This window comes from Pseudidiomarina fusca, from assembly GCF_032227045.1.
In the GTDB taxonomy this organism is placed as follows: Bacteria; Pseudomonadota; Gammaproteobacteria; order Enterobacterales; family Alteromonadaceae; genus Pseudidiomarina; species Pseudidiomarina fusca.
Genome location: NZ_JANFPJ010000003.1, coordinates 92869 through 116228, shown reverse-complemented (window position 1 = coordinate 116228; position 23360 = coordinate 92869). Strand labels below are relative to the sequence as shown.

Annotated in this window: 23 protein-coding genes; 15 read left to right on the top strand and 8 right to left on the bottom strand. The window is 47.5% G+C overall.

Going from position 1 to position 23360, the window contains the following annotated elements:
* Positions 1-321: 321 nt before the first annotated feature.
* The 5 genes from NOG12_RS02265 to NOG12_RS02245 all read right to left on the bottom strand — a co-directional run bounded on the left by NOG12_RS02265 (position 322) and on the right by NOG12_RS02245 (position 6590).
* The gene (locus NOG12_RS02265; RefSeq protein ID WP_313932298.1) at positions 322-3411 is read right to left on the bottom strand and encodes an efflux RND transporter permease subunit; all 3090 of its coding nucleotides are present in this window, start codon (positions 3409-3411) and stop codon (positions 322-324) included.
* Positions 3408-4457, bottom strand: coding sequence for an efflux RND transporter periplasmic adaptor subunit (locus tag NOG12_RS02260; protein WP_313932297.1), 1050 nt, complete (start codon positions 4455-4457; stop codon positions 3408-3410). Before NOG12_RS02260 ends, NOG12_RS02265 begins: the two co-directional genes overlap by 4 nt.
* Positions 4458-4586: 129 nt before the next feature.
* Entirely contained in the window at positions 4587-5516 is a 930-nt protein-coding gene (locus NOG12_RS02255; protein ID WP_110075100.1) for an SPFH domain-containing protein, read from the bottom strand.
* Between the two features lie 85 nt (positions 5517-5601).
* The gene (locus NOG12_RS02250; protein WP_313932296.1) at positions 5602-6081 is read right to left on the bottom strand and encodes an NfeD family protein; all 480 of its coding nucleotides are present in this window, start codon (positions 6079-6081) and stop codon (positions 5602-5604) included.
* A gap of 119 nt (positions 6082-6200) precedes the next feature.
* The gene (locus NOG12_RS02245) at positions 6201-6590 is read right to left on the bottom strand and encodes a hypothetical protein (protein WP_313932295.1); all 390 of its coding nucleotides are present in this window, start codon (positions 6588-6590) and stop codon (positions 6201-6203) included.
* 222 nt (positions 6591-6812) lie between these two features.
* Between NOG12_RS02245 and ccoN the strand changes: the two genes are divergently transcribed.
* The 10 genes from ccoN (at position 6813) to ttcA (ending at position 15921) form a co-directional block, all read left to right on the top strand.
* Positions 6813-8273, top strand: coding sequence for a cytochrome-c oxidase, cbb3-type subunit I (gene ccoN / locus NOG12_RS02240; protein ID WP_110075103.1), 1461 nt, complete (start codon positions 6813-6815; stop codon positions 8271-8273).
* Between the two features lie 11 nt (positions 8274-8284).
* A complete protein-coding gene (gene ccoO / locus NOG12_RS02235) occupies positions 8285-8905 on the top strand; it encodes a cytochrome-c oxidase, cbb3-type subunit II (protein WP_110075104.1) in 621 nt (206 codons plus the stop codon).
* Between the two features lies 1 nt (position 8906).
* Complete coding sequence (locus tag NOG12_RS02230) at positions 8907-9095, top strand: cbb3-type cytochrome oxidase subunit 3 (protein WP_110075105.1); 189 nt, start codon at positions 8907-8909, stop codon at positions 9093-9095.
* Complete coding sequence (gene ccoP / locus NOG12_RS02225; protein ID WP_153825652.1) at positions 9088-10038, top strand: cytochrome-c oxidase, cbb3-type subunit III; 951 nt, start codon at positions 9088-9090, stop codon at positions 10036-10038. The genes NOG12_RS02230 and ccoP overlap by 8 nt, the downstream gene beginning before the upstream one ends.
* A 61-nt stretch (positions 10039-10099) precedes the next feature.
* Entirely contained in the window at positions 10100-10597 is a 498-nt protein-coding gene (locus NOG12_RS02220; RefSeq protein ID WP_110075107.1) for a FixH family protein, read from the top strand.
* Between the two features lie 4 nt (positions 10598-10601).
* Entirely contained in the window at positions 10602-13022 is a 2421-nt protein-coding gene (locus NOG12_RS02215) for a heavy metal translocating P-type ATPase (RefSeq protein ID WP_153825653.1), read from the top strand.
* Between the two features lie 2 nt (positions 13023-13024).
* A complete protein-coding gene (ccoS, locus tag NOG12_RS02210; protein WP_110075109.1) occupies positions 13025-13225 on the top strand; it encodes a cbb3-type cytochrome oxidase assembly protein CcoS in 201 nt (66 codons plus the stop codon).
* Positions 13215-13874, top strand: coding sequence for a sulfite exporter TauE/SafE family protein (locus NOG12_RS02205; RefSeq protein ID WP_313932294.1), 660 nt, complete (start codon positions 13215-13217; stop codon positions 13872-13874). The genes ccoS and NOG12_RS02205 overlap by 11 nt, the downstream gene beginning before the upstream one ends.
* 100 nt (positions 13875-13974) lie before the next feature.
* Complete coding sequence (uspE, locus tag NOG12_RS02200) at positions 13975-14904, top strand: universal stress protein UspE (protein ID WP_110075110.1); 930 nt, start codon at positions 13975-13977, stop codon at positions 14902-14904.
* Positions 14905-14946: 42 nt separating this feature from the next.
* Positions 14947-15921, top strand: a complete 975-nt coding sequence (gene ttcA, locus NOG12_RS02195) for a tRNA 2-thiocytidine(32) synthetase TtcA (protein ID WP_418055292.1) — start codon at positions 14947-14949, stop codon at positions 15919-15921.
* On the opposite strand, the gene NOG12_RS02190 is transcribed toward ttcA, so the two are convergent.
* Positions 15896-16771 (bottom strand): glucosaminidase domain-containing protein, encoded by an 876-nt coding sequence (locus NOG12_RS02190; protein ID WP_313932293.1) that lies wholly within the window; start codon positions 16769-16771, stop codon positions 15896-15898. The two genes, ttcA and NOG12_RS02190, sit on opposite strands and share 26 nt — an antisense overlap.
* Positions 16772-16870: 99 nt before the next feature.
* On the bottom strand, positions 16871-17692 hold the full coding sequence (locus NOG12_RS02185; RefSeq protein ID WP_110075113.1) for a DUF2189 domain-containing protein: 822 nt from the start codon (positions 17690-17692) through the stop codon (positions 16871-16873).
* Between the two features lie 168 nt (positions 17693-17860).
* Here NOG12_RS02185 and NOG12_RS02180 point away from each other — a divergent pair, with 168 nt between their 5' ends.
* The 5 genes from NOG12_RS02180 to NOG12_RS02160 are packed head-to-tail and all read left to right on the top strand — an operon-like array spanning position 17861 to position 22905.
* The gene (locus NOG12_RS02180) at positions 17861-18502 is read left to right on the top strand and encodes a pseudouridine synthase (protein ID WP_313932292.1); all 642 of its coding nucleotides are present in this window, start codon (positions 17861-17863) and stop codon (positions 18500-18502) included.
* 47 nt (positions 18503-18549) lie between these two features.
* Entirely contained in the window at positions 18550-19701 is a 1152-nt protein-coding gene (mnmA, locus tag NOG12_RS02175; RefSeq protein ID WP_313932291.1) for a tRNA 2-thiouridine(34) synthase MnmA, read from the top strand.
* A complete protein-coding gene (hflD, locus tag NOG12_RS02170; protein ID WP_153825657.1) occupies positions 19698-20342 on the top strand; it encodes a high frequency lysogenization protein HflD in 645 nt (214 codons plus the stop codon). Before mnmA ends, hflD begins: the two co-directional genes overlap by 4 nt.
* Positions 20342-21715 (top strand): adenylosuccinate lyase, encoded by a 1374-nt coding sequence (gene purB / locus NOG12_RS02165; protein WP_110075204.1) that lies wholly within the window; start codon positions 20342-20344, stop codon positions 21713-21715. The genes hflD and purB overlap by 1 nt, the downstream gene beginning before the upstream one ends.
* Positions 21712-22905 carry a cupin domain-containing protein gene (locus NOG12_RS02160; protein ID WP_313932290.1) on the top strand — a complete coding sequence of 398 codons (1194 nt, stop codon included), beginning with the start codon at positions 21712-21714 and terminating at the stop codon, positions 22903-22905. The genes purB and NOG12_RS02160 overlap by 4 nt, the downstream gene beginning before the upstream one ends.
* Here NOG12_RS02160 and NOG12_RS02155 read toward each other — a convergent pair.
* On the bottom strand, positions 22902-23336 hold the full coding sequence (locus NOG12_RS02155) for a DUF4826 family protein (RefSeq protein ID WP_110075117.1): 435 nt from the start codon (positions 23334-23336) through the stop codon (positions 22902-22904). The two genes, NOG12_RS02160 and NOG12_RS02155, sit on opposite strands and share 4 nt — an antisense overlap.
* Between the last annotated feature and the right edge of the window lie 24 nt (positions 23337-23360).

The window sequence follows — 23360 nt, the reverse complement described above, 5'->3', positions numbered from 1 at the left end:
ATTTCTAAAAGATTCTTAGCTAGTTCTGAATTTAAATCCGCTTTACTCCACATAGAGTTCATAGCTTTTCAGATTAGTTTGCAGGCCTGGCAAATGTAGCTAATTAAAACTCTCATCCTTAGCTTCATTAAACTTAATGATAGCAACTCACCTCTCTGTAACTTATCTCCCTGCAACTAAAATTCATCTAGCACCGGTAGCGTTATTTGGGTTTCTTGGTGGGCGCTTCTTAGTGTTCATCGATTTGTTTTCGCTATTCAAAAAAAAGCCCCGCATCAATGCGAGGCTTTTATAAACTTTCGATAGTGAGCCGTTAAGTGATTACAACTCCCCGGCTTTTTCCATTTCATCAGCCAGACGATCACTTTCATCAGCACGTGGTTTGGTGAAACGTGCAATAGCTAGGTACATAACCGGCGTTAAATATAAAGTGAATACCACAGCAAAAGCCAAGCCACCAAAGACGACCCAACCAATAGCATTACGGGCCTCAGCCCCTGCACCCATGGAAAGGATCAGTGGTAATGCGCCTAGCAAGGTAGATACCAAGGTCATCATAATCGGCCGCAAACGAATTGCCGCAGCATTTTCGACTGCCTCACGTACGGATTGTCCGTGGTCGCGCAGTTGGTCCGCAAACTCAACTAGCAAAATGGAGTTTTTCGCGATTAAGCCAATCAACATAACTAAACCGATTTGCGAGAAAATATTGATTGAGGTACCCGTCACAAACAACGCAAACAAGGCTGCAGCTATGCCAAAAGGTACTGTGGCCATTACAACTACGGCACTATTCACACTTTCAAACTGCGCTGCTAGTACTAGAAAGACGATAACAAAGGCCAAGATGTAAGTTAAGGCTACTTCCCGTTCGGTTTCTTCGTAAGCTTCCGCCTCACCTAACATCACTAAACCAATCCCACTCGGCAATTCTTCAGCTGCTAATTGTCTTAGTTTATCAACCACATCTTCGATCGGCATGGATTCTGGTAACTGCATGTCAATCTCGATAGCACGCCGTTGTGCGCGTCGGCCAAGGTCTGCGGCAACACCTTCTTCTGAAATGGTCGCAATACTTGAAAGAGGCACTAAACCTGACGCTGATGACCCCACATAAAGATTCATTAAATCGGAAGGATCATTAATCAGGCTGCGTTGTGCTTGCAGAATGATCCGCACGGACTGATCGCCCACGTTCAAATCGGCAACATTATCGCCATTAATCGCGGCGCGTAATGTCGTCGAGATGTCACTCAGCGGCACCCCGAGCTCTTCTGCGCGTTTGCGATCAATATTGACCCGTAACTGCGGCTGCGTAGGCTGATACGAAATTCGCGGAAAACCAACCTCTGGTAAATCTTTTTGAATGCGTGCGGTATATTTCTTCGCAGCTGCAAAAATGGTTTGGTAGTCCTCACCCGTTAACGCCACTTGTAAACCACCACCTTGGCCACGCAGGTTAAGGCTATTAGAACCGAAGGCGCGAGCTGGAGCCCCAGGAATATTGGTCAGCGGCCCGTTTATTTCATTAATGATATCTTGTTGCGAACGCTCGCGCTGCTCCCAATCCGTTAACCGTACGGTGATGAACACTAGGTTTGGATCCCACTGCCCTACGGTTGTATTGATACTATCGACATCGCCACCGTTGACGTATGGCAATAGAATTTCTTCCATTTGCCGCGCTTGGCGGTCCATAAAATCAATCCCAACACCATCAGGGCCACGGGCGAAGATACGAATGGTGCCACGGTCTTCTGATGGCATTAATTCACTATCTACATTGCTGTACGACCATACCGCTGAAATTGCAATCAAAGTACAAGCAATGAACACCCACCAAGCCTTATCTAATGCAAAATGAAGGGTTTTGGCATAGCCATCACGAAGCTTCCCGCCCCATTGCTGCAACTTATTCGCTTGTTTTTCTTCTTTAAGCGGTAACCGGGCGGTCAAAGCTGGTACTAATGATAGCGCCACAAACGATGAGATAATGACTGCGGCTGCTAACACCCCGCCAAATTCACGGAATAAGCGCCCCGCTGTCGAAGGTAAAAAAGCAATAGGAACGAACACCGCTACTAACACTGCAGTCGTAGCGATAACCGCAAAGAACACTTCACGAGTACCAACCACTGCGGCAGCGCGAGCGCCCAGCCCCATGGTGCGGCGTCGTTGAATATTCTCGGATACCACGATGGCATCATCGACAATCAAGCCCGTTGCCAACACCAACGCCAACAAGGTCAAAATATTGATGGAGAAACCTAGTGCCCAAATCACTGCGATAGAACCAATGAGGCCCACCGGAATAGCTAAAGAAGGCACAATGGTTGCTCGGCCTGAACCGATGAACACCCACAAGGTGGCAACCACTAGTAAGATAGTTAAAGCAAGAGAAACAAAGACTTCTTCTACTGAGCTGCGGATAAACTTGGCGTCATCTGAGGTGACTTCAATTTCGAGTTCAGGAAACTGAACCTTGAGTTTTTCGACGAGAGCCAACACTTCATCAGAGATCTCAATGGTGTTAGAGCGAGCCTGCCGAATAATACCAACCCCAAGCACAGGCTTACCATCAAGGCGCACCATGCTACCTGCATCCGCGGGGCCAAAATAAACCGTAGCAACATCACCAACTCGGGTATCGCCACGAATAACGATATCTTCAACATCTTTAACAGTAACTGAGCTAGCATCTGCTCGCACGATAAGTTGTTGATCCGTCGATTTTAAGCTACCCGCGGGTACATCAAACGGAGCTTGTCGTAAAACTTGCGAAACATCGGTAACGGCAAGGTTATAACTAGCTAAACGTAACGGATCTAAAATAACCCGTAACACCCGCGCCCGATCGCCGTTAAGGCGCACATCGGCAACACCAGGAACCCCTAAAAAAGCTGGAGCTATGTCAGTCTCGACGCGTTCCGTGAGGGTTTCAAGATCCAGCGTCGAGCTAGAAACGGAGAGGTTTACCACAGCTTGAGAATCATTATCAGCTTTAATAATGGCAACATTCTCAACTTCTTCCGGCAACATCCGCTGTACTCGACTCACAGATTCACGGGTTTCGTTGGCGGCATCATCAAGATCCACACCGGGTCTGAATTCAACCACAATGCGTGAGCTACCCTCTTCGCTCGACGCTCGTATCGACTTCACGCCGCTCACTCGAGCGACAGCGCCCTCAAGCTGACTGGTAACTTCAGTATCGACAGTTTCTGGTGCAGCACCTGGGAAACTTGCCGAAACGGTCAATAACGGTCGGTCTACATCAGGAAGTTCGCGAACTTCAACGCCATTAATAGCTGCATAGCCCGCAATGATGATAAGTAAATTAAGAACAATAACTAAAATCGGCCGGCGGATTGATAACGACGGGAGATCATTGAGTTGCGGGGTCCATTTCATGGCTGTGCCGCCTCTTTATTCAGTGGGTTTAAGGCTTGGCCTGGACGTAATGCCTGAACGCCCTCAACCACCAGTTCGTCACCTAACTGTAACGCTCCATCAACTAAGGCTCGGCCAGCGAGACGCTGCCGAATATCCACATCAACGCGAGTGGCCTTGCCATCTTTGTTCAGCCACACATAGGCGCCGTCGGCACTCCACATCAGCGCAGCTTCTGGTACCACAGCATAACTGTCGCCTTGCATTTCTAGCGCCACTCGAAAGCTCATACCCGGCCGGAACTGATCGTTACTGTTATCCATCACCGCCCGAACCCGTAACGTTCGGTTGGTGGCATCGATCCGAGAATCAATCTCTACGATGTCAGCCGGATAAGCGGCTTCTCGGGCATTCCATGGGCGCACGAACAATTCTGCCTGGTTCATGAGCATTTCCATGGCTGCTTCAGGCGCGCGAAAATCAACAAACAGCCGATCACGCTGATCAATGGTGGTGATTAAGGTCTGTGGATTTATGCGATCGCCAACTTCAACGTCAGTGATACCAACAACGCCACTAAAAGGAGCAATCACGCGGCGGTCGTTAATTTCGTCGGCAATTTCTTTCAAGGTAATCTCAAGCAGGTCGCGGGCTGTGATAGCATCATCAAGTTCACTCTGCGGCACGGCTCCTTGCGCGCGGCTTTTTTGCAGCCGTTCTACGGTGCGTTCAGCATCCGCTAACTGAATCTGCGTTCGCTGTAAGGCGATTTGTTCACGGCTATCGTCTAGTTGAACCAACACAGCACCCTGTTCTACCCGATCGCCAGGCTTGAAATTGACCGCCTTAACTTCATCGGTAACCGCGGGATACAACGCCACTGAGCGCACTGCTTCAGCATAACCGACGGCGTCAACACGACGTTGAATGCGTTCAAAACCAATCGATTCCGTTAATACAACTGCAGCACGATCACCACCCCATTGCTGGGCTTGTACCTGAGCTGGTAGCCCCTGCAAGAGTATAATGGTGCTTACTATTAAGCTGGTTTTGGTTAACAACCGCATTCCCTGTGTCCTTTACAAAATTGTGTCAGTTTACGAATAGTCTTATTTGAACAAATTTGATCAAAAAAGGCCGCTCATGTTCGATGAACGGCCTTTTCTTTACGCCCAAAGTTTTATAAGTGTAACTAATTATTTTTTCTTGATGATTTCAGTTAATCCAGCCACCGCACCACCAATATCTGCAAGCTGTGCCGGCAAGATTAAGGTGTTTGTTTCTTTCGCTAAATTACCGAACTCTTTCACATATTGTTCAGCAACCCGCAAGCTAACCGCATCCTGCCCACCTGGCTCTTGGATTGCTGCGGCAATTTTACGTAGACCTTCCGCAGTAGCAGTGGCAATCAGCTCGATTTCTTGCGCACGACCTTCGGCTTCGTTGATTTGCTTTTGTTTTTCCGCCTCAGACAAATTGATCACTTCTTGCTTGTGACCTTCTGAAACGTTGATCATCGCCTGGCGTTCACCCTCAGATTTCGCAATAGCGGCTCGACGTTCTCGTTCAGCCCGCATTTGTTGTTCTAATGCATCTTTAATACTCATCGGCAACTCAATATCAGAAATCTCATATCTTAAGACTTTGATACCCCATGGCGCGGCCGCTTCATCTAATGCTTGCACTACCACTTCGTTAATTTGCGCTCGCTCTTCAAAGGTTTTATCAAGATCCGTCTGGCCAATTACAGAACGCATGGTCGTTTGTGCTAGCTGAGACGCCGCATAACGGTAATCGTTAATGCCATAACTTGCCTTGTGCGCATCAACCACTTGGATATAAAGGACACCATTAATGCCTACTTGGATGTTATCGCGGGTAACACAGGCTTGGCGTTCTACGTCAATCACTTCTTCTTTTAACGTGTGCTGGTAGGCTACTTTGTCGATAAAAGGAATAAGGAAGTGGAAACCAGAATCTAAAGTTCGGTTGTATTTCCCTAAGCGCTCAATGACAAAATTAGAACGTTGCGGCACAATGCGCGCCGATTTCAGAATAATGATGATGGCGGCCAGCGCAAAACCAAGCGCTAGTACCGAATTGACGTTTATAATAGATTCGTTCATGTAGTTATCTCGCTCGTTAATTTTAACTCTAGTATCGATTTACCGCCGCAAACTTTCTTATCACTAGGCTTTTGTTTTTCGGTTTTTATTGTTCGCCATGAGTGTTAGCTGCTGCAGCTCGTTTTAGCTTTTCTTTTTGTACCGTCAACTGGATACCTTCATTGGCGACCACCCATGCGGTATCACCTGCTTCTAATTCATCTTCAGAAAAAGCATCCCACTGCACTCCATTAAGAGTTACCCGGCCGGCACCATGACGAAACCCTTTCACAACCGTAACCCGAGCACCGATATCGCGTTGAAAATTCGGTTTAGATTCGTCCTCATCTGCCGTATAACCGGAAAACCACTGTTTTATCCGGCCTCGCGCCAACCATAACAGAGCCAAGCTCACAATTCCGAAAACTGCAAACTGTGTTGCGATTTGATCAATCAATCCCCAATGCAAAAGCAGCCCAGTAACTATCGCCCCAATCCCCAGAAACACTGCAATGACGCTGGTTAGCATGAGTTCTGATAGAATGAGAATAACTCCAATGATTATCCAAATTAAGGCTATGGACATAGGTCTAATCCTTTGATTATTGCGTTATCGCTAAGCCAATATAGCATGCAAAACCTGGTTATGAATCGCTTAATTGTTTCAATTAGTGTCTTAAAAATAACTTGTGCTTGTGCCGCGCATTAATGTTGCTTGGTGCTGAATTCGAATACGTAAGGTGATAGCTGTTGTTCGCCATTTAACAGCGGTACCGTCACCCGCCATTGCATCAGAGGTTCAGCACAAGCACCCAATAACAGCTCGGCCTGCCAGCGAGTCTGCGTTTGTTGCTGCCAAACTAACGGAATCGCTCCCATATACATATTCACTCCCGTAACTTTACTTAATTGCGGCTGTACCTGCTCTGGCAAGGTTAACTGGATAAGGATAGGCTGCTCTACCATAGTTTGATCTGGATCAATTTGATGGAAGATTTTTGTATCTGCGCTATGCTGAACCTGTGGCACTTTGTCGCTGCAGCCATACAAGAACACCATGCTGCAAACCACGAAAATAAAGACCTTGGTTTTCATGGGGGTATAATCTACCTTGGTTAAAGGGTATTTTTAACTGGTCAAATTTCCACCAAACGCCCGAAAGGCTTGATTTTTTCTCGGTTTTGACCTGTATTTTTTTGGTTAATGACCGTAAAATGGCATCGCTACTCAAACTACTTACTCAGTAGCTTGCTAGCAACTAATTATTATCACGTTACTCTGTCTCCTTAAATCAGAGCATCAACGCGGAATCCAAAAATGAGCCATACGAATCCACAACAAATTGAATATAACCTAAAGGTCGTCCGGCAGTTTGCTGTGATGACTGTAATTTGGGGAATCATTGGCATGTCACTGGGCGTATTTATTGCCGCTCAGCTGATCTGGCCTGAACTAAACTTTGATACCCCTTGGCTAACGTATTCTCGTCTTCGTCCGTTGCACACTAATGCGGTTATTTTCGCATTCGGTACTTCGGCCCTGATGGGAACATCGTTCTACATTGTCCAGAAGACTTGTAAGACAGCTTTATTTTCGAACAAGCTAGCTTCCTTTGTATTTTGGTCATGGCAAACCGTTATTGTTTTGGCGGTTATTACGTTACCACTAGGCTTAACCTCTACTAAAGAGTACGCTGAATTAGAATGGCCAATCGACATTCTGATCGCCCTCTCTTGGGTAGCCTACATCATTGTGTTCTTTGGTACTTTGGTAAAACGCCGTACCTCGCATATTTATGTAGCTAACTGGTTCTACGGTGGCTTTATCGTAACTATCGCTGTGTTACATATTGTGAACAGCATGGCAGTACCAGTGTCACTAACCAAATCTTACAGCCTCTATTCAGGTGCTGTGGATGCGATGGTGCAATGGTGGTATGGCCACAACGCGGTAGGCTTTTTATTGACGGCTGGCTTCTTAGGTATGATGTACTACTTCGTTCCTAAACAAGCTGAGCGTCCGGTGTATTCGTACCGGTTGTCGGTGGTTCATTTCTGGGCCCTTATCTCTTTGTACATCTGGGCCGGCCCGCACCACTTACACTACACAGCGTTGCCAGATTGGGCACAGTCGTTAGGTATGGTGATGTCGGTGATTCTGTTCGTGCCTTCTTGGGGCGGTATGATCAACGGTATCATGACCTTGTCAGGTGCTTGGCATAAGCTGAAAACTGATCCAATTTTACGCTTCCTGATCGTCTCTTTGTCATTCTACGGCATGTCGACCTTCGAAGGTCCGATGATGGCAATCAAATCAGTAAATGCCCTATCGCATTACACTGACTGGACGGTAGGCCACGTACACTCTGGTGCTTTAGGCTGGGTAGCGATGATCACTATCGGTTCATTGTATTACCTGATTCCACGCCTTTGGAGCCAAACCCAAATGCACAGCGTAAAATGGATTAACGTACACTTCTGGTTGCATACCATTGGTGTGGTTCTCTACATTGTTGCGCTATGGATTTCAGGGGTGATGCAAGGCTTGATGTGGCGTGCAGTAAACGCAGCTGATGGTACTCTTACCTACAGCTTCGTAGAGAGCGTAGAAGCCTCTTATCCGTTCTGGTTCATTCGCTTTGTCGGTGGCCTGTTCATTGTTGCTGGGATGATCTTGATGGCAGTTAACTGCTATCGCACCATCCGTGCCGGTTCTCCAACCGTCGAGACTCTCGATGTTGAGCCAGCTCCAGCACACACTGCACCTCAGTCAGCGTAAGGAGTCGACTTATGAGCAAGAACGTAAAACACGAATTTGTTGAAAAGCGCGTTGGCTGGTTAGCCGTTTTCATGACTATTGCCATCTCTATCGGTGGCTTAGTGGAGATCACCCCGTTGCTGTTTCAAAAGCAGACTAACGAGCCAGTGTTAGGTCTTCAGCCCTACACCGCGTTAGAAATGGAAGGTCGTGACATTTATATTCGCGAAGGCTGTAACAACTGCCATAGCCAAATGATTCGTCCTTTCCGTGCCGAAACTGAACGTTACGGTCACTACTCACTTGCTGGTGAGCACGTTTGGGAGCATCCGCATTTGTGGGGTTCTAAGCGTACTGGTCCAGACTTAGCGCGAGTTGGTGGACGTTACAGTGATGAGTGGCACTATGTTCACTTGATGAATCCTCGCGATGTGGTGCCTGAGTCAAATATGCCTGCATTCCCGTGGTTAGCAGAAAACACCTTAGACGGTGAGTTAACTGCGAAGAAACTTGAAACATTCCGCTCGTTCGGGGTGCCTTATACCGACGAAGATATCGCCGGTGCCAAAGCTGCAGTTGAAGGTAAAACAGAAATGGAAGCCTTGATTGCATATTTGCAGGTACTAGGAACTGGCTTGACACAGGCTAAGTAAGATGGATTACATCACTTGGCGTAGTTTTTACACCGTTTTAGTTTTCGTACTGTTTATCGGTGTGGTTTGGTGGGCTTATAGCAAAGGTAGCAAGAAGCGCTTTGATGAGGCTGCCAATTCAATCTTTGACGAAGATGAATTAACCACAACCAATAAGAGTACTAAACAGGAGTCTAAGAATAATGAGTAGCTTCTGGAGTGCATGGATAATCGTGCTAACACTGGCCTTCTTGGTTGGTATTATCTGGCTGTTGCGTTGGAACATGTCAAATTATACCCACATCAAAGAAGGCGAACTGATGGACCACGAGTTCGACGGTATTGTGGAGATCAATAACCCACTACCGCGCTGGTGGATGATTCTGTTCTGGATCACTATCGTGTGGGGTTTTGTTTACCTAGCGTTGTATCCAGGTTTGGGTAACTTTGCCGGCTTACTGGGTTGGACCAGCTCTAACCAAGAAGTATTGTCATTAGAAGAGTCTCGAGCAGCCACCAAGGCTAATCGCGAAGCAGGTCTAATCGTACAGTATGACCGTGAAGTGGATTACGCAGATGAAACCTACGGACCAATTTTTGCGGCATTATCAGCTCGTCCAATTGAAGAGCTAGCGCAAGATGAGGAAGCAACCGAGATTGGCCAGCGCTTGTTTTTACAAAACTGCGCACAATGTCATGGTTCTAACGCGATGGGTGGCAAAGGCTTCCCTAACCTAACGGACGATGATTGGTTATATGGCGGTTCACCAGATGCCATCAAGCATTCTTTGATTGCTGGCCGCCGTGGTGCTATGCCAGCTTACGCAGGCCAGTTTAGCGATAAACAAATTACAGAATTAGCCAACTACGTATTAAGTTTAAGTGGTCGTAAAGTTGACCCAGAACTTGCTGCGGCAGGTAAAGCAAACTTTGTGATTTGTTCCGCATGTCATGGTCAAGATGGTAAAGGTAACTACGCCTTAGGCGCACCTAACCTGACTGACAACATTTGGTTGTACGGTAATTCACAAGAAACTATCGAAGAAACCTTACGTCACGGTCGTAACGGTGTGATGCCTGCCTGGAAAGATATTCTAGGAGAGGATAAGATACACGTTATTAGCGCGTACGTTTACGGGCTGTCGCAGGACTAATCGAAAAACCCCGCTCCTGCGGGGTTTTTTATTTTAACCACCTTGTGGAGGTGTCTAACCTATGGAAAAACCTTGGTACAAGCAGTTCTGGCCCTGGTTTCTGATGTCACTGCCATTTTCAGTGATTATTGCAATGATTATCACCCTGACCATTGCCGCTCGATATGGCGACAATCCTATGGTGGTGGATGATTATTATAAGAAAGGACGAGGCATTAACGCTGAAGTAGAGCGTGTACAAGCTGCTCAAGCATTAGGAATTGAATTTGATTTTAATCAGGTGGATCAGCAATTCACCCTGCGCTACCGTGGCGATAAGCCGCAGCAATTAACCGCACTCACGGTTAATTTTTATCATAGTACGCAATCAGATAAAGACTTTTCGCAAGTGTTAACAGCCGACGCTCAAGGCGTATTTAAAGGTGATTTACCCGCAACTGAAGCCGGTAAATGGACCATCACCATCACGCCATTTGATGATAGCTGGCGTTTATCGCAATCATTAAATCTACCAGCCTATCGCACCATCGTGCTTGAACCCTTAACTTACGGCGTCTAACCGCATGAGCAAAGTGCTTCCCGAAGCCCCTCCGGGGCTTTGTTTTCACTGCTTGCAGCCACTTCCTGATGATGGTGGCTATCAAGTGGTTATCGCTGATCAACAACGTCCCGTATGTTGTTATGGCTGTCAGGCGGTCGCAGAGACCATTGCGCAGCAAAACCTACTGCACTTTTATCAATATCGTGATACCAGTAATCCCCTCGCTATTCCATTGGTGCCAGAAGAACTGCAGCAACTTAGCGCTTATGATGACGAGCAATTACAACAACAATTTACTCGCACTCATGACGATCAATCGCGCAGCATGACACTGTCTGTAGAAGGTATGACCTGCTCGGCTTGTGCTTGGCTTATTGAACAGCACTTAGCTCGAATCGCCGGCGTTGTGCAAGCACAAGTGAACGCAACCACTGAACGTGTGCATATTACTTGGGTGCCAGCACAGGTTAAATTAAGTACCTTGCTACAAGCAATTGCGCAATTAGGGTACCGCGCTCTACCCTTTCAATCCGCCACCCAAGAGCAAGATTTCAAACGTAAACGCCGCTATTTTATTAATCGGCTTGGAGTGGCTGGTTTAGCCACCATGCAAGTGATGATGATAGCAGTTGCCTTGTATTTCGGGGTGCTGTCGGAATTTGACGAAAACTTGAAGCAATTTATGTGGTGGATTAGTTTGTTATTCGCCACGCCTGTATTGCTCTACAGCGCCCAACCTTTCTATTTAAGCGCGCTGCGCAGTATTCAAGCCCAGCGGCCCAATATGGACGTTCCCGTTAGTATTGCTCTGCTTGGTGCTTATGGGGCCAGTGCTTATGCCACCATCACTCATCAAGGTGAGGTGTATTTTGAATCCGTAGCCATGTTCACCTTCTTCTTATTGGTTGGACGCTATTTAGAATTATTAGCCAAACAAAAAGCGCTCAGCGCTGCTGCCAATTTAATTAAATTACTGCCAGCAGTGGCGGACCGTGAAGGCGCTGATGGTGAGATTGAGACCGTTCCAGTCAGTCAGTTACACCCGGGTGATGTGATTCGCGTACTCTCGGGCCATACACTACCGGCTGATGGTACCCTGTTGGACGGCACCGCATTAGTGAACGAAAGTGTGCTTACGGGCGAAAGTCGACCGGTACAAAAGCACAGGGGTGAGACCATGCTGGCTGGCAGCATCAACCAGCAGCAGACGGCTAGATTACAAGTAACTGCGATCCAACAAGATACCGTGTTGGCTAGTATTATCGCCCTACAAGATTTAGCGCTGTCACGCAAACCTAAACTAGCCCAAGTAGCTGAACGCCTGGCCAATCAGTTTGTCGTACAGGTACTTATTATGGCGGCACTTACGTTTCTTATATGGACCTGGATTGATCCGGCTGAAGCCTTTTGGGTAACCCTAGCGGTGTTAGTTGCCACCTGCCCTTGCGCCCTAGCCTTGGCCGCACCAACCGCTGTAACTGGAGCCATTCATAAATTAAATAAATCCGGCGTGCTGTTACGCAACGCCGATGTATTGCAAGTACTGCAGCAAGTCAAAACTGTGTTTGTTGATAAAACCGGCACCTTAACTAGCGGTGAGTTTAAACTACAACAGAGCTATGTTGCTCCTTGTAGCCCCTATGCGAGTGATCAGCTGCATGCCATAACCCAGGCGTTAGAGCACTACAGTGAACATCCTTTAGCACAACCGTTACGCCAGTTAACCACTACGAAATGCCAAGTTAGCCAAGTAGAAACCATCACTGGTGCTGGCTTGCAAGGTATTTGGCAGAACCAATCGGTACGTTTGGGCAGCTTAGCTTTTATTCAGCAGTGGCACCCCGAGTATCAGCCTCATTTACCTCAGGCGCAGGTGTTCTTAGCCAGTGTGGCTGGGGTGTGGGCCGAGTATCAGGTTGGCGATCAGCTTCGCAGCGATGCACAAATAGGTGTTGCCCGTCTGCAACAAGCCGGCTTCAAGGTAGTGATGTTAACCGGTGATCGATTAGAGCTGGCACAACCCATAGCACAACAATTAGGAATCACAGAAGTACAAGCTAACTGTCTACCAGCAGATAAACTCGCCTATGTGAGTGAGGCGCAACAGCAGCATCCGGTCATGATGATTGGTGATGGCATCAATGATGGGCCAGTTTTAGCCCAAGCTGATATTTCAGTCACCTTTGGCCATGCCGCTGATTTAGCGCGAACGGCAGCTGATGTGGTACTGATGCGTAATCAATTTAGTGCGGTGTTAAGCTTTGTTGACATAGCGGCCAAGAGCCGGACCATCCTGCGACAAAATATCATCTGGGCGTTGGTTTATAATGTCGGTATATTGCCAGTTGCTATGTTTGGTCTGGTAACCCCCTACATCGCCGCCATTGGTATGTCGGTTAGCTCGCTTATTGTGTTGCTTAATTCATTAAGGCTGTATCGATAATTATGGATAGTTTATACGTACTTATTCCCATCGCGATTTTATTTGTCATCATTGCCGTCGGGATCTTCTTATGGGCTGTGCGCAGTGACCAATTCGAAGATCTCGAGCGCCAAGGCATGAATGTTTTGCTTGATGATGACGGCCCCAAAGCTGCGTCTGCTGCCAAGCCTCAACAGCCATCGGATAAGCCAGATGCAGATTGATGCTGTTGCAGCATTGCTGATGGGCTTAGCTGGTGCCGGGCATTGTTTAATGATGTGTGGCGGGCTTGCCGGAGCGCTCAGTGGCAACGCCTCCCTACCTAGACTGTTAGCCTACAATGCTGGGCGTATTAGCTCCTACACTATCGCTGGAGCTATCATCGGTGCGGCTGCCAGCCAAATCATGCAAAATATGCCCGACGGACTGGTCTACTTACGCTTGCTTGCTGCCTTCTTTTTATTGGTTTTGGGCCTTTATTTAGGCGGATGGTGGCTTGGCTTGCAACGCCTAGAAAAGCTAGGAGTACCCTTGTGGCGTGCGTTACAACCGGTTGCCGTTAAATTTCGCCAAGCTCAATCCATGCCTGCACTCTATTTGGCCGGCATGCTTTGGGGCTGGTTACCTTGTGGGTTAGTTTACAGCGCCCTTAGTTGGGCAGCCTTAAGCGGATCCGCCAGCCAAGGTGCACTCTATATGGCGCTATTTGGCCTAGGCACCTTGCCTGCGATGGTTGCGTTTGGTTGGTTCAGTCAAGCGGTGCAGGCGTTTCTTAAATCACAAGGTTTCAAACAACTGATGGGGATCATTATGATCCTATACGCAGCTTGGACTGCCATCATTGCGCTACGGCAACTGGGAATATTGCATTAGCATGCGTTATGATATGGATGTTTAAGTTATTGTTAGCTAAACTCAAAGCAGGTTAAAAATACCGAGTTCCAACTCGCCATGACAGCGTGGAGATAGTGCTATGAGTTGCGTTGCTAATATTCTGGTGGTGTTAGATCCTGAACATCAACAACAAAAGGCCCTCAATCGAGCCCTACAGCTTGCTCGAATAAGTGGTGCCCGCATGACTATCATGCTATCCATTTATGATTTCTCCTATGAAATGACCACGATGCTTGCAGCTGATGAACGCAATGTGATGCGAGATAGTTTGATTGCGGATCGTAAAGCTTGGATAGCTGATTTGCTCGAAGACTATAATACTCGCGATATCGCGATCGAAATCAAAGTAGTCTGGCATAACCGTCCCTTTGAAGCCATTATCGAAACCGCCATCCAGGGGCAACATGATGTGATTGTAAAAGCAACCCATGTGCGGGACGGCTTCGCTACCTTATTTTTTACCCCTACGGATTGGCATTTGTTACGTAAAGCACCTTGCCACGTGCTGCTGGTAAAAGAACATGACTGGCCAGAGCAAGGCAAAGTACTGGCCGCTATCCACACCACCGGTGAACATCAACATCATCAGTCGCTGAATCAACGGGTAACTGAAGCAGCACAAAAGTTTGCCGGCTGTTTATCTAGTGAAGTTCACTTGGTCAATGCTTACCCAGGCGCGCCCATCACTATTGCCGCAGAAATTCCCGAATTTGACACCACCAACTACCGGCAAGCTATTGAAGATAATCACCGTCTCGCATTAGCTGAGCACGCTCGTGCTTATGGTATTCCTGAAAGCGCGCAACATGTCTTAGAGGGCTTGCCCGAACAGGTTATTCCAGAACTTGCAGAGCAGCTAGATGCCGAACTGGTGGTACTTGGAACCATTGGCCGTACCGGTTTTAGTGCCGCTCTACTTGGTAACACTGCAGAACATGTCATCCAGACCATTAATTGTGATTTGTTGGCAGTAAAACCGGAAGGATTTGTGTCGCCAGTTGAGGTATAATCGCCGCCAATTTTTGTTAGGCCAATGCAACACAGGGTACTTATGAGCGCAGCAAGCAATACTGCCAAAGAGAAAAAGCAGCAGTATAACTTCAACAAATTGCAAAAACGTTTACGTCGCAAAGTGGGCGAAGCTATTAGCGACTTTAATATGATCGAAGATGGCGATCGCGTTATGGTGTGCTTATCGGGTGGTAAAGATAGCTACACCTTGCTCGATATTTTGCGCTTTTTGCAGCGTATTGCTCCTATCAAGTTTGACATCATTGCGGTGAATTTAGACCAAAAGCAACCGGGGTTCCCGGAGCATATTTTACCCGAGTATTTAGCTAACGAAGGCGTGGATTTTCGCATTATTGAAGAAGATACCTACAGTATCGTAAAAGAAAAAATCCCGGCCGGCAAAACCACCTGTTCGCTCTGTTCGCGTCTACGTCGTGGTATTTTGTATCGGGTAGCCTCAGAGTTGGGTGCTACCAAGATTGCATTGGGGCATCACCGTGATGATATGCTAGAAACCATGATGCTGAATATGTTTTATGGCGGCACCATGAAATCAATGCCACCTAAGTTAGTCAGCGACAATGGTCAGCACGTGGTGATTCGTCCATTAGCTTATGCCAGCGAAAAAGATATCAGCAAATATGCTGAGCAGATGGCCTTTCCGATTATTCCGTGCAATTTGTGTGGCAGCCAAGAAAACCTGCAGCGTAAAGTCATTAAAGAATTACTTAAGAGCTGGGATAAACAGTACCCAGGCCGAATTGAAAGTATGTTCAGTGCGCTACAGAACGTGGTGCCATCTCATTTAGCCGATGCTAAGCTGCATGACTTTAAAAATATTGTTGCCACCGGCGAAGCTAATCAAGATGGTGATACCGCCTTTGATCATAGTACTCCAACAGCCTTTCTAAATTACCGTGGCGATGGCGATGATGGCGAAACCACCGACCGCACTAGCGATGCTAACAATGCGGCCAGTAGCCTTGGTGTTATTCAGGTGCGGATGGTGAACTAACAGTATCCGTATTCTGAGGGGCAATGTCGTCGTTTACGGCGGCGTTGCCACTAGCTAACACATCCATAATGATTGGCCGATTAACCCGAATCATGGCGTTCAACTCAGCGATATACTCTTCCCCGCGTTCTGAATAGCTCAGTAACCCTGGCGTTAAATCTAAAGCTCGTACATCGCGGCCTTGCGCACGTCGCTCAGCGCGTAGTGAGCGTAAATCAAAGTACGCTGGATGAGTGTTGATATTACGCAAATAACTGCGCACCGAGGCATTCACTGAAGCAAACTTGCGAACTTCATGCCGGGCTTCATCGGCACGGGCATCGGGCACCAAGCCACAGCCCTTGGTAAAACACCATTGACCGAATAAATTCAAAGCATCCTGCGCAAATCGAGAAGCTCCCCAACCGGATTCATTTGCAGCTTGAACTAACACCAGTGTTTCAGGTACCAAATCGACACGGCGCAATAACAGCTCAAATAATTCGTTGGCCTGTTCAATATCGCCATCAATACCATAGTCATCAGCTATTTTTAACAACCAAGCTTGTTCTTTTGCGCTCCATTGGGATTTTTGTTGCAAAGCCAAGATACGCTCGCGGTCGAGTTCTATTTGGGCATTTTCTGCCTGTACCAAAGGTGCTAAAAAGGCAAAAAAAGCTTTTTTCTTGTCGCGTACATCTGCGTACCCACTAAAATCTGGTACTTGGGTGACTACAGGCACATTTAACAGCGCCTGCCCTGCTGTTGTCTTGCTTAGTTGTTCGCTTGATGTAACTTGATGTAATTGTGTTGGCAACCACACTGCGACAGCTATCACAACTGCAACTAAGATCCAAAATAACTTGCGCATGAAAACTCCATGTTTAGGTTTATCAGTCTGTTAAACAAAAGCCCCACCGGCGCTGCAGATGGGGCTGTCGTAAAACCAACATAAGTGGTTGATCAAGCATTATTGATGGTCATTCACTACCACTTCAGCTTGTCCTTCTGCTGCCGCACAACCAATCAGGGTGTGATACAACACGCCATTTAGGTTGTACAACATAGGAATAGTAAATAATAAGCCTAGGCCCAACGGTAACGCAGAGATAAACATAATAATCCACATCACCAAATATAAACCTAATACGCGCCACATTTGCTTATTGATCACCAGTAGCGATGCAATGATGGCTCGCCATGCGCTTAATCCGCGGTCTAATACCAAAGGTACGGCCAAGGTAAAGGCGATTTGAAAATAGATCAAAACTAATGCCATCAGCGTAAAGCCTAGCACCATACTCACGAATGAACCTAAAAAGACCAAAGTAGCAGCCGCTACTACCATGATCGCAGTGGTCACTATAACAATCAAAACCAATTGTGGAGTAGACGCGAAAACTTGCTTCAGTTGGCCAAAGTTCGTTTTTAAATCAGCACCGTTACGTAAGCCAATAAGCACTAGCATAGCAACAAAAGGAGCTAGAATGGCTTGGTTGATCAAGTTTGAAAGTACGATGTTGGTCCAGCTAATACTGGCCCAATTCACTTCGCCAGAATCGTCAACCACAACATCGCTAGTAGGTAACAGTGCTTCCACCAAGCTACCAACAACCATACTAATTAAAATAACCACCACCCCTGCTATCAATAACATCGGTAATGAGCGTAAAGTGATATCCCACGCACGTTGCAATAATTGACCTATCGCAAAGCTTTTTTCACCGCGTAGCGCCGCAGCAAAATCACCAGGGGGAACATCATAATTTGGATTTTTGGGGTAATCAGCCACGTTATTTTTCTCCTTGTAAGTGCTGAAATGATCCTGTTGTTCGAATCAAGCATGCATTATAGGTGAATAGAACTCACCATACCATAGCCGAACCACCTGCCTAATTGTTAGCAAATGTGCGATAATCCATATCGATAATCAGCCTTAAGTACTGTAATGGATATTCCTATGGCAACCGCAAAATCCGCTTCGGCAACCTTTCGTCGGCGTTCACGCAAGCGCACTCCCAACTCAGGCGCTGCGGCTCGACCGCGCACCGCCAACCCGAAACTAGTGCTTTTAAATAAGCCTTTCGGGGTGCTTTCCCAATTTTCCGGTAGCGCCGATGAACAAACCTTAAAGGGCTTAATCCCCCATAACGATGTCTATCCGGCTGGACGCTTAGACAAGGATAGTGAAGGCCTATTGTTACTAACTAATGACGGCGTGTTACAGCATAAGATAAGCCACCCTAGCCAGAAACTCCAGAAAACCTATTGGGTACAGGTAGAAGGCGAACCAACGGCTGAAGCGTTACAACAACTGCGCCAAGGCGTAGAATTAAATGATGGGATAACCTTGCCGGCAGAAGTCATGGTCATGCCAGAGCCGCAAAACCTATGGCCGCGCAACCCACCTGTGCGCGAACGCCTGAGTGTACCTGATAGTTGGTTGTGCCTAAAAATCACCGAAGGCCGCAACCGCCAAGTACGCCGCATGACTGCAGCCGTGGGCTTGCCAACCTTACGTCTTATTCGCGCCGGTATTGGCCCCTTCTTGCTCCGTCAAATGCAGCCAGGTGAGTGGCGTGAAGAGCCTCCGGTGTGGTAAAATAGCACCATTAATTTTCTTGTATAACGTTAGGATCTAACACCACGATGTCAGCTAGCCTGCATGCCCCTACCAGCCCTGCAAACCCTGCAGCCGGTAACAAAGTTATCGTCGGAATGTCCGGCGGTGTGGATTCGTCTGTTTCTGCCTACTTGCTAATGCAGCAAGGCTATCAGGTAGAAGGCTTGTTTATGAAAAACTGGGAAGAAGACGATACCGACGAGTATTGTGCCGCCGCCAGTGATCTTGCCGATGCTGAAGCTGTATGTGCAACCTTAGGCATACCGTTACATACCGTTAATTTTGCCGCTGAATACTGGGATAATGTGTTTGAGTATTTTTTGGCGGAATATCGTGCCGGCCGCACCCCTAACCCGGACATCATGTGCAACAAAGAAATCAAATTCAAAGCCTTTTTAGAATTTGCTGCGGTTGCGTTGGGTGCTGATTACATTGCTACTGGGCACTATGTGCGGCGCCGGGAACATGAAGGTAAATTTCAGCTGTTACGCGGGCTCGATAGCAACAAAGACCAAAGTTACTTTTTGTACACTCTTGCCCACAGCCATGTTGCACAAACGCTGTTTCCGGTGGGGGAACTAGAAAAGCCGGAAGTACGCAAAATTGCGGAACAACAAGGCTTAGTAACCGCAGACAAAAAAGACTCTACCGGAATTTGTTTTATTGGCGAGCGCAAATTCAAAGATTTTTTGCAGCAGTATTTACCGGCTCAACCCGGCCCCATTGAATCTGTTGATGGGCACCATTTAGGGCAGCACGAAGGCTTGATGTATCACACCTTAGGGCAGCGTAAAGGCTTACACATAGGTGGGTTAGCAGATGCTGGCGACGAGCCTTGGTACGTGGTTGATAAAGATGTGCAGCGTAACATCTTGGTCGTAGCCCAAGGTAAACATCATCCGCGCTTGTATTCAACAGGCTTAGTTGCCGGGCAACTGCATTGGGTTGACCGCGAGCAGCGGCAACAGCCGTTCACCTGTGTGGTGAAGACCCGTTATCGCCAGCAAGATATTCCTTGTACTGTAACGCCTCTTCCTGATGGCCGGATGCAAGTGGTATTTGACCAACCGGTAGCAGCGGTTACCCCTGGCCAATCAGCCGTATTTTATGCTGATGAGGTTTGTTTAGGTGGTGGCATTATTGAAGCTCGTTTAGCTGACCACGAGGTGTTGCTGTGAATGCATGGCAACACCGAGTACTTGCACTTGCAGCCATTGCGCAAGCGATTGCGTTAGTGAAACAGATGGCACGGTTTGGTAGTTTTCGCCAGCCCCATTTCGCCAAAACCGTGCTAGATAGCGTACTCAATCAAAACCCTACCGACTTCACTGACTTGTATCCGCAACCGGCTGATTTGCAGTTGGGACTTGAGTATCTGCTGCTGCAAATTGGGCCTAGTCGCAATAAAGATGTAGAACTTACCCGCTACATGGTCGGAGTGTTGGCGCTTGAGCGCAAGCTCAACAAAAATCCAGCAGCATTGAAGACCTTAGGCGAGCGCTTAGCCCATATTGGTCGCCAACGGCATCAGTTCCAGTTCTCTGACGATACGGTGATTACCAGTATGGCTGGTACTTACAGCGATGTTATCTCGCCTCTTGGGCCGCCATTAAAAATCAGTGGTAAGCAGGATGTACTGCAACAACCTAGCGCCCAACACATGATCCGAGCCCTACTGTTAGCTGCTATTCGCAATACAGTACTATGGCGTCAATACGGTGGTAAACGTCGACAATTTATTTTCTCGCGGCAGCGTATGGTTCGCGTTGCCCAACAATTACTTCGCGATATTCGTGAGCATTCGGAGCCCCAAGCATGATGAATTTAACTGCATTAACTGCCCTATCACCCGTAGATGGTCGCTATGGCAGCAAAGCCGCTGCGTTACGTCCCATCTTTAGTGAATACGGTTTAATTCGCCAACGTGTGATTGTAGAAGTTCGTTGGTTGCAGCAGTTAGCCGCTATCCCAGCCATTGCCGAAGTCCCTGCGCTATCTGCTAGTGCCAACGAATTCCTAGAACAGTTGTTAGCAAACTTCAACGAACAGCATGCCGAACGTGTCAAAGAAATCGAACGTACCACCAATCATGATGTAAAAGCGGTCGAGTACTTCCTTAAAGAGCAAGTGGCGGACCACGCTGAACTAGCAGCGGTCAGTGAATTTATTCACTTTGCCTGCACCTCTGAGGACATCAATAACTTATCTCACGCGTTAATGCTTAAAGAAGCGCTAACGACCGTGATGGTGCCGGCTATGACTGAACTAACTCAGGCCATTAAAGGGTTAGCACAGCAGCATAAAAGTGTTCCCATGATGGCGCGTACCCACGGTCAACCAGCCACCCCAACCACCTTGGGTAAAGAAATGGCCAATGTGTATGTGCGCTTACAACGTCAGCTGGTACAGCTTCAACAAGTGCCATTACTCGGCAAAATCAATGGTGCGGTAGGTAATTACAATGCTCATTTGGCGGCCTATCCGGATGTTGATTGGCATCAAGTTGCAGCACAGTTTGTGACCTCACTTGGCTTAACCTTTAACGCTTATACCACCCAAATTGAACCGCACGATTACATTGCTGAATTGTTTGATTGCGTAGCGCGCTTCAATACCATTGTGATTGATTTTGATCGTGATGTTTGGGGTTACATTGCTCTTAACCACTTTAAACAGCGCACTATTGCTGGCGAAGTGGGTTCATCAACCATGCCGCACAAAGTGAATCCCATTGATTTTGAAAACTCCGAGGGTAACTTGGGCTTAGCTAATGCCGTGTTCCAACACTTGGCTGCTAAACTTCCAATCAGCCGTTGGCAACGTGATCTTACCGACTCTACCGTGTTACGTAACCTTGGAGTTGGCTTTGCCTACGCGCTTATCGCTTATCAAGCGAGTTTGAAAGGCATCAGCAAATTAGAAGTTAATACGGCGCAACTAGCGGCTGAATTAGATCAAAACTGGGAGCTCTTAGCCGAGCCTATTCAAACCGTGATGCGACGTTATGGTATTGAAAAACCGTACGAAAAACTCAAAGAACTCACTCGCGGTAAGCGTGTGGATCAAGTTGCTATGGCCGCATTTATCGACTCTTTAGCCTTGCCTGAGCAAGTCAAAGCAGACCTTAAGCTTCTCAGCCCTGCCAATTACATTGGTCGTGCGATTGCTTTCGTTGACGAGTTAGACGCATGAGTGATGTCGCTGCACTCACGTTAAATCTGAATAAAACTGAATTCTTACAGCAAGATTGGCAACAACGGCCGCGTTTATTTCGCGCGGCTTTTGCTGACTTTGAAGATTTGGTGGAAGCAGAAATTCTAGCCGGTTTAGCCTGCGAAGAGGCCGTTGACTCGCGCATCATTGAGAATCACCAAGGTAACTGGAATGTGGTTCATGGTCCTTTCGAGGCTTATGATGCGTTTGGTGAATCCGGTTGGACCTTACTGGTGCAATCCGTTAATGAATGGATTCCTGAAGTGCAACAGCTGATAGCTCCGTTTCGGTTTTTACCGGATTGGCGTATTGATGATGTGATGATTAGTTTCGCTACCGAAGGTGGCGGTGTTGGTCCGCATCTAGACCAGTACGATGTTTTCATCATTCAAGGGCAAGGTCGTCGCCATTGGCGTGTTGGCGAGCGCGTTGTTGGCGCCACAGAACATTGCCCTCATCCAGATTTAAAACAGCTCGCACAGCCTTTTACAGCAGTCATTGATGCTGTATTAGAGCCGGGTGATATGCTTTATATCCCTGCGGGTTGCCCGCATGAAGGCATTGCTCTAGAACCTAGTCTAAATTACTCGGTTGGATTTCGGGCACAAAATAGCGCTGAATTAACCACGGCAGTCTGTGATCATCTCTTAAATAGTTCAGCCAAATTAGCTCGTTACCGTGATCCCCACAGCGATGATTACGGAGCTTCCTATCAAGTGAGCCAAAGTCGCTTAGACCATTTACGTGAATTTGCCCTCAGCCAACTCACCCAGTTGGATTGGGATAGCGCATTGATGGCGGTATTATCCACCAGCAAGCGTCCGTTACCTCAACCAGAAGCTGCCCCGAGCGAAGATGAATTACAGTTTTGCTTGGCTAACCAAGAACCCCTGCTGCTGTGTCGCACGCCAGGTGCTCGTATTCTGTTGGGTCCCGATGGGCATTGTTACAGCAACGGCGAGCAACTTGCCTTAACCGATGCCAACCGGCCTTTTGCTGAATATTTAGCGGGACAGTGGCAAGATTTAGAATTAACTGAGTTAACAACAACCAGTGACTTGGATTGGCAACACCCAGCAGCCTTACAGCTACTGAGTGAGCTTGTACAGATGGGCGTATTTTACTTAGTTGATGCGAGCGACGAAGATACCGACGAACAGCACGCTTAAGCGTGCTGTTGCCATAATTTTTCGTCTTCAAACACATCATACAACTGCTCAGCGCGGTTCACTAAGTAGTTAGCATAGTTAAGCTGTTGCCGGTCGCCTTGCGCTTGATGAGCTACGACTTCCGCTTTTACTTGCCATTGTAACGAAAAATGACGCGTTGCATCGCGCGCGTCTTTGGCATTTTTGCCAGCGGCTAAATCCGTGGGTACGTCACCATTAATCACCCAAACTTCTTTTTTGTCTTGGGTTTGGAATTTCCACACGGCCACAATAGGGGCAATGTAACGACTTTCTTTGGTTAGCACGCGCTCAGTAATGATGCCTTGTTCCGCAAGAAATTTATTGGCCGCTTGAAAGTGTTCACGTACCCAAGTGGTACGTTGCTCGTCGGTTAACTGGTCCGGAGATTGTGGGGTTGATGGTTCGGCCATACTGCTTGGTCCTTTTGTCTGTTT

Coding starts and splice junctions, on each gene's coding strand:
- NOG12_RS02265 (WP_313932298.1), bottom strand. CDS start 3,411: ATGAAATGGACCCCGCAACTCAATGATCTCCCGTCGTTATCAATCCGC.
- NOG12_RS02260 (WP_313932297.1), bottom strand. CDS start 4,457: ATGCGGTTGTTAACCAAAACCAGCTTAATAGTAAGCACCATTATACTC.
- NOG12_RS02255 (WP_110075100.1), bottom strand. CDS start 5,516: ATGAACGAATCTATTATAAACGTCAATTCGGTACTAGCGCTTGGTTTT.
- NOG12_RS02250 (WP_313932296.1), bottom strand. CDS start 6,081: ATGTCCATAGCCTTAATTTGGATAATCATTGGAGTTATTCTCATTCTA.
- NOG12_RS02245 (WP_313932295.1), bottom strand. CDS start 6,590: ATGAAAACCAAGGTCTTTATTTTCGTGGTTTGCAGCATGGTGTTCTTG.
- ccoN (WP_110075103.1), top strand. CDS start 6,813: ATGAGCCATACGAATCCACAACAAATTGAATATAACCTAAAGGTCGTC.
- ccoO (WP_110075104.1), top strand. CDS start 8,285: ATGAGCAAGAACGTAAAACACGAATTTGTTGAAAAGCGCGTTGGCTGG.
- NOG12_RS02230 (WP_110075105.1), top strand. CDS start 8,907: ATGGATTACATCACTTGGCGTAGTTTTTACACCGTTTTAGTTTTCGTA.
- ccoP (WP_153825652.1), top strand. CDS start 9,088: ATGAGTAGCTTCTGGAGTGCATGGATAATCGTGCTAACACTGGCCTTC.
- NOG12_RS02220 (WP_110075107.1), top strand. CDS start 10,100: ATGGAAAAACCTTGGTACAAGCAGTTCTGGCCCTGGTTTCTGATGTCA.
- NOG12_RS02215 (WP_153825653.1), top strand. CDS start 10,602: ATGAGCAAAGTGCTTCCCGAAGCCCCTCCGGGGCTTTGTTTTCACTGC.
- ccoS (WP_110075109.1), top strand. CDS start 13,025: ATGGATAGTTTATACGTACTTATTCCCATCGCGATTTTATTTGTCATC.
- NOG12_RS02205 (WP_313932294.1), top strand. CDS start 13,215: ATGCAGATTGATGCTGTTGCAGCATTGCTGATGGGCTTAGCTGGTGCC.
- uspE (WP_110075110.1), top strand. CDS start 13,975: ATGAGTTGCGTTGCTAATATTCTGGTGGTGTTAGATCCTGAACATCAA.
- ttcA (WP_418055292.1), top strand. CDS start 14,947: ATGAGCGCAGCAAGCAATACTGCCAAAGAGAAAAAGCAGCAGTATAAC.
- NOG12_RS02190 (WP_313932293.1), bottom strand. CDS start 16,771: ATGCGCAAGTTATTTTGGATCTTAGTTGCAGTTGTGATAGCTGTCGCA.
- NOG12_RS02180 (WP_313932292.1), top strand. CDS start 17,861: ATGGCAACCGCAAAATCCGCTTCGGCAACCTTTCGTCGGCGTTCACGC.
- mnmA (WP_313932291.1), top strand. CDS start 18,550: ATGTCAGCTAGCCTGCATGCCCCTACCAGCCCTGCAAACCCTGCAGCC.
- purB (WP_110075204.1), top strand. CDS start 20,342: ATGAATTTAACTGCATTAACTGCCCTATCACCCGTAGATGGTCGCTAT.
- NOG12_RS02160 (WP_313932290.1), top strand. CDS start 21,712: ATGAGTGATGTCGCTGCACTCACGTTAAATCTGAATAAAACTGAATTC.
- NOG12_RS02155 (WP_110075117.1), bottom strand. CDS start 23,336: ATGGCCGAACCATCAACCCCACAATCTCCGGACCAGTTAACCGACGAG.